This is a genomic window from Exiguobacterium sp. s46 (assembly GCF_018618875.1).
In the GTDB taxonomy this organism is placed as follows: Bacteria; Bacillota; Bacilli; order Exiguobacteriales; family Exiguobacteriaceae; genus Exiguobacterium_A; species Exiguobacterium_A abrahamii.
Map to the genome: position 1 here is coordinate 217,831 of NZ_JACSMY010000004.1, position 6,098 is coordinate 223,928.

The 6,098-nt window shown below is 46.0% G+C and carries 6 protein-coding genes; 4 read left to right on the plus strand and 2 right to left on the minus strand.

Going from position 1 to position 6,098, the window contains the following annotated elements; genetic code table 11:
* The first annotated feature begins 106 nt into the window (after positions 1–106).
* The gene (ntdP, locus tag KNQ08_RS15635; protein ID WP_023467311.1) at positions 107–649 is read left to right on the plus strand and encodes a nucleoside tri-diphosphate phosphatase; all 543 of its coding nucleotides are present in this window, start codon (positions 107–109) and stop codon (positions 647–649) included.
* Between the two features lie 90 nt (positions 650–739).
* Complete coding sequence (locus KNQ08_RS15640; RefSeq protein WP_214806288.1) at positions 740–2,473, plus strand: ABC transporter ATP-binding protein; 1,734 nt, start codon at positions 740–742, stop codon at positions 2,471–2,473.
* Between the two features lie 49 nt (positions 2,474–2,522).
* Here KNQ08_RS15640 and KNQ08_RS15645 read toward each other — a convergent pair whose 3' ends face one another.
* Positions 2,523–3,821, minus strand: coding sequence for a glutamate-1-semialdehyde 2,1-aminomutase (locus KNQ08_RS15645; RefSeq protein ID WP_023467313.1), 1,299 nt, complete (start codon positions 3,819–3,821; stop codon positions 2,523–2,525).
* Between the two features lie 175 nt (positions 3,822–3,996).
* On the opposite strand from KNQ08_RS15645, the gene perR reads away from it, so the two are divergent.
* Positions 3,997–4,419 (plus strand): peroxide-responsive transcriptional repressor PerR, encoded by a 423-nt coding sequence (perR, locus tag KNQ08_RS15650; protein WP_369792039.1) that lies wholly within the window; start codon positions 3,997–3,999, stop codon positions 4,417–4,419.
* Positions 4,420–4,433: 14 nt separating this feature from the next.
* Here the strand turns inward: perR and KNQ08_RS15655 are convergent, their stop codons facing one another.
* Positions 4,434–4,796 carry a DUF2614 family zinc ribbon-containing protein gene (locus KNQ08_RS15655; RefSeq protein WP_029340912.1) on the minus strand — a complete coding sequence of 121 codons (363 nt, stop codon included), beginning with the start codon at positions 4,794–4,796 and terminating at the stop codon, positions 4,434–4,436.
* 114 nt (positions 4,797–4,910) lie between these two features.
* Here KNQ08_RS15655 and KNQ08_RS15660 point away from each other — a divergent pair, with 114 nt between their 5' ends.
* Positions 4,911–5,780 carry a nucleotidyltransferase-like protein gene (locus KNQ08_RS15660; RefSeq protein WP_035398755.1) on the plus strand — a complete coding sequence of 290 codons (870 nt, stop codon included), beginning with the start codon at positions 4,911–4,913 and terminating at the stop codon, positions 5,778–5,780.
* Positions 5,781–6,098 lie beyond the last annotated feature (318 nt).

Genomic DNA, 6,098 nt, shown 5'->3' on the forward strand with positions numbered 1-6,098 from the left:
TTTTCTGAAAAAATACCCTTTCGTTTTTCATGCGTTCTGAAAATGGGTATAATAAGCACGAGAGTATAACAGAATGGAAGAAAAACGCTTTAGAAAGGAGTAGCACATGAGTCGATTCCCAAAAGAAAGTAGCAAGATTGAGATTCAAAGTTTCAAACATAACGGGAGCTTACACAGAGTTTGGGAAGAAACGCTCGTGCTGAAATCGACGGAAGAAGAATTGATTGGGTTCAATGACCGCATCATGGTCAGTGAATCGGATGGTCGTCAGTGGCGAACGCGAGAGCCTGCAATCTGTTACTTTTCAACAGAACTCTGGTTCAATGTCATTTGTATGATTCGGGAGGATGGCATTTACTATTACTGCAATCTTGGATCACCTTCTACGTTCGATGAGAAAGATCGAGCAGTTAAGTACATTGATTACGATTTAGATATCAAAGTGTATCCGGACATGTCCTACATGATCCTCGATGAGGACGAGTATGAGAAGCATCGCCGCGAGATGAACTATCCGAAGGCAATCGATCGTATTTTGAAAGACAATGTCCAAATCCTGATTCAATGGATCCGCAGTCGGAAGGGTCCATTTAACCCGGCTTTCGTGGATATGTGGTATCGTGAATATGAAACAAGATATCGGAGATGATGGTTCGCCATCGTCTTTTTTTAATTGAAGGAAGTGAAACACGTGGCAACACAAGCAAAACGTAAGAAACAAGGTTCGATCCGCCGCTATATGGCGTTCGTCAAGCCGTATCAAAAACAGATTCTCCTGACGGTTTTCGTTGGGATCATCAAGTTTTCGATTCCACTTGGACTTCCGTTGTTGTATAAGTACATCATCGACAATATCCTAACTGGAAACACGATGCCGATGGCGGAAAAAAGTAAACAATTGGCGTATTTGATCGGAGCGGGTGTCTTCATCTTCTTGATCGTCAAGCCGCCGCTCGAATACGTTCGTCAGTACCTCGCGCAATGGTCCGCGTCTAAGATTTTATTTGACGTTCGTAATCGATTGTTTGATCATGTTCAGAAATTATCGCTTCGTTTTTATTCGAATACGAAAACTGGAGAAGTCATCTCGCGAATCATCAATGATGTCGAGCAGACGAAAGACTTCGTCGTCACGGGATTAATGAACCTATGGCTTGATATGATCACGATTTTCATCGCGATCGCTATCATGTGGACGATTGATCCGCAGTTGACGCTCGTCGCCATCATTCCATTACCATTCTACGCCCTCGCCGTTAAGTTCTTTTACGGTCGTTTACGCGGATTGACACGGGAACGTTCGGCAGCGCTTGCGGAACTACAAGGTCATTTGACGGAACGCGTCAACGGCATGGCAGTCATTCGTAGTTTTGCACTCGAACCACACGAGAACAAGGCGTTCAAACATCAAAATGATGGCTTCTTAAAAGCCGCGCTGCGTCAAACGAACTGGAATGCGCGGACGTACGTCGTCGTCTCAACGATTACGGACTTCGCACCGATCCTCATTTTCGGAACGGCAGCCTTCTTCGTCTTGAATGAACAAGTCTCGCTCGGGACGATGGTCGCGTTCATTGGTTATATCGACCGTCTGTATGCGCCGCTCGGTCGTCTCGTCAACTCCTCAACGACGTTGACACAGTCGATCGCTTCGATGGACCGGATGTTCGAGTTTTTAGATGAGCCATATGACATCACGGAAAAACCGAATGCACGCGATCCAAAAGATGTCCGCGGAAACGTTCAGTTCGAAAACATCAGTTTCGCTTACGAAGAAGGCGGCGAGCTAGCGATTGATCGCTTAACGCTTGACGTTCAGGCAGGTGAACGGATTGCTTTCGTCGGGATGTCAGGTGGTGGTAAATCGACGCTCGTCAGTTTAATTCCACGCTTCTATGATGTGTCTGCCGGTCGGATCACGCTTGACGGCGTTGATATTCGTGACTTGAAGTTGCGTGGTCTTCGCGATCAGATCGGGATGGTCATGCAGGAGTCGATTCTCTTCAGTGAGTCGGTTCAGATGAACATTAAGATGGGGAATCCGGAGGCGACGGATGAGGAAGTCATCGCAGCGGCAAAAGCAGCGAATGCCCACGAATTCATCGAACGATTACCAAACGGTTATCATACGCCGGTCGGTGAACGAGGCGTTAAGTTATCAGGTGGTCAAAAGCAACGTCTAGCCATCGCTCGGGTCTTCTTGAAGAACCCGCCGATTCTGATTTTGGATGAGGCGACGAGTGCGCTCGATTTAGAGAGCGAGGCGATGATTCAAGATTCGTTAGCGCGTCTCGCGAAAGGACGGACGACGTTTACTGTCGCGCACCGTTTATCAACGATTACCGATGCCGATAAGATCGTCGTCATCGAAAATGGTCAAATTACGGAAATCGGAACACACGAAGTCCTCATGCAAAAACGAGGCGCTTATTTCGAACTGTATGCCATTCAAAATCTGGAACTCGTCGAATAACACAAAAGCAGCGACCTTTGCGAGGTCGCTGCTTTTTTAGTGGGAGGACTTAGAGTCGAGCAAAGGCACGATCGACTGCTGCGATCGTCTCTGTGATGTCGGCTTCCGTATGTTCTGTCGTCAAGAACCACGCTTCGTATTTCGAAGGAGCAAGGTTGACGCCTTCTTCCAACATCAATTTGAAGAAACGTCCGAACATCTCACTATCTGCACGTTCTGCACCATCGTAATCGATGACTGTTTCGTCCGTGAAGTAGACCGTCATGGCACCTTTTAGACGGTTGATCGTAATCGTGACGTCATGGCGTTTTGCTGCTTCTAGCACGCCTTGTTCGAGTAATGCGCCAAGGTGATCAAGTTGTTCATAGACACCAGGCTGCTCAAGTAGTTCAAGACAAGCGATACCGGCAGCCATGGATGCTGGGTTACCAGCCATCGTTCCCGCTTGATAAGCCGGACCGAGTGGTGCGACGTGTTCCATGATTTCTTTACGACCGCCATAAGCACCGATTGGTAAACCACCACCGATGATTTTGCCGAGTGCCGTCATATCGGGGCGGATATCGAGTAACTCTTGTGCACTGCCGTACGTGAAACGGAAGGCTGTGATGACTTCATCATAGATGACGAGTGCGCCGTGAGCATGTGTGATTTCGTTGACCGCAGCAAGGAATCCAGGTTGCGGTTCGACGATACCGAAGTTTCCGACGATTGGTTCGACGAGTACACAAGCGACCTGATCGCCCCATTGTTCCATGATTTGACGATACGATTCGATATCATTGAACGGTGTCGTAATGACTTCTTTTGCCGTCGCTTTCGTGACGCCGGCTGAATCTGGGGAACCAAGTGTCGCTGGTCCGCTTCCTGCTGCAATCAGCATCAGATCCGAGTGACCGTGGTAACAACCACTGAACTTCACGACGAGCTCACGACCTGTATACGCACGTGCGACACGAATCGTCGTCATGACGGCTTCGGTTCCCGAGTTCGTAAAGCGTACTTTTTCAAGCGAAGGGATCGCTTTTTGTAGTTTATGTGCAAAGTCAATTTCTAGACGGTGTGGTGTGCCGTAAAGAAGACCATTTTGGGCAGCATGGGTGATCGCTTCCGTAATGTGAGGATGACCATGTCCCGTGATGATCGGACCATAGGCTGCTAAGTAATCGATATAGCGATTGCCATCGACATCATAAAAGTAAGCACCTTCTCCGCGTTCCATATAGACAGGTGCGCCGCCACCGACGGCTTTGAATGAACGGGATGGGCTGTTGACGCCACCGACGATACACTCTTGTGCGATTTCATATAACGCCTCTGAAGTAGGACGTGTAGTGTGGGTAGACATGAGGATTCCTCCAATCGATGATTCGTGAAAAATATCACGATATGATTGTATCATGGACGTCAAATCCGATGCAGAGCCGTTGACGGAATGCCTATTTGTAGGTAGACTAATTATAAAGATTACAATCTGATAATCAATGAAAGATAGAAATGAGGGGATGGACGTGGCTAACGAAATGCTGGATGACGCCGTGAAGTCACTTCGGGAATCAGGCGTTCGAATGACACCACAACGTCACGCGATTTTGGAATATTTAACGACGGGACACACGCATCCGACAGCGGATGAGATTTATCGTGCACTCGAACATCGATTTCCAAACATGAGTGTGGCGACTGTATATAATAACTTACGCGTGTTTCGAGAAAAGGGAATCGTTGAGGAAATGAATTACGGAGACGCTTCAAGTCGCTTCGATTTCGTTACGACACGCCATTACCACATGATCTGTGAGAACTGTGGAAAGATCGTTGATTTCAACTATCCTGTGCTCGATGATGTCGAAACGGTTGCGGCGCACTTAACGGGCTTTAAAGTCGATCGTCACCGATTAGAAGTGTACGGAACTTGTCCGGACTGTCAATCGAATGTCCAATAAAAAAACGAGCTGCCTTAGCGGGGAGCTCGTTTATTGTGTTTATTATATTTTTCATCGAATTCTTTTCCTTCAAGAGACGGATCCATCGTAAGTGGTTCATCGCAATGCATACATAAGTCGACGCGACCAAGGACTTTTGTTTCTTTTCCGCAGTTTGGACAAGTGACGACAGCTGCCTTCGTTGATGTCAGACCAATCAAGAAATAGAGTGCCGTACTGGCAAGAACCATGACGAAACCGAGAAGCATGAGTAAGACCATGATGATTTCAAATTGTTTGAGTAATAGACCGCCATACATGACGAGCATCCCACCGAACACAAGAAACATAGCAAGGTTTCGCGCGCGGTTTATTTTATTTTTACGTTGTTTTTTCAAGTGAATTCCCCCTGTTGTCAGTCTAGCATAAGAAGTGCAACTGTCTGAAGGAGGAAAGCTTGTTTTTTTGTCGAAAATGGTAACGACGAGTTCGTATAGAAGGGTGAGAAGTACATGGAACAAGCAACACGAACGATTTATTCGGAATACGCGGCTTATCGTGAAACACAAGGGATCATTGCTGTTGAGAAACGGCAACCACGGGATTCCTTGACGGATCAATTTGATACACTTCTTGTCGTCATCACGAGAGACCCAGAAGTCGAGTGGACGATCAAACATTATCGACTGAATACACTAAAGGTGTCATTACACCTCGTACATGAAGATGTCTTATCACGCTGGATTTTGTTAAATGCCAATCGACGTGCGATTCACTGGATTGCAGAAGGAACGATCGTTTTCGAACGGAACGATTATTTAGTTGACTTAAAACGGCAACTCTTAAACTTTCCTGATGAGGAAAGATGTCTACAGATGACGATCTCATTCGCTAAACTTCTGCGTCGTTTCCAAGACGGAAGGAATTTGTTCAGTCGCGGACATCATTATGATGCCTATACACACGTCCATCACGCTTTGCATCATCTCGCGCGATTATCTGTTCTTGAAAAAGGAAAACATCCCGAGACAGTCGTCTGGGAACAAGCACGACTGGATGATCCGGATGTCTATAAACTATATGAACAATTGTTGATGAGTGAAGAGACATTAGATCAACGTATTCACCTCGCCTTGATTGGTCTTGAGCATCTTCTGCAGTCGAAGGTCTTATCGGGAGGACGCTATTTATTCGAAATCATGCGTGAGCGGACGAGTCCTTGGACGATGTATGAATTGATGGAAGAAGAGCGATTGCAAGAAGTCAAAGTGGATTTAAGTAGTCTGATTGATTTCTTCATGCGAAAAGGTCTGATCAGGATTTCGTATCAAACAACTAAAGGAGCAGGGGTCGAACTCGTGACGTATGAGCCGGTCGTATGACGATCGGCTTTATTTTATCCATTTGATTGTTTTTTGCTATATATAGAAGGGAAAAGATTATAAAAGTTTTTTTAGAAAAACTATTGACGGTATTATATCGAGATAGTATATTAATACATGTCGACAGGGCAACACGCACTGGACGGTGACGAGAAGAAAAAAGATTTCAAAAAGGGATTGACGCTTAAGTTATTCCGTGATATCTTATTAAAGTCGCTGAAAACGACACGACGAACTTTGAAAACTGAACGATGAGGCAAAAATCGTATTCTACGGAATACAAAAATGAATGAAGCGCAAGCTTCGTCAATCGTGACT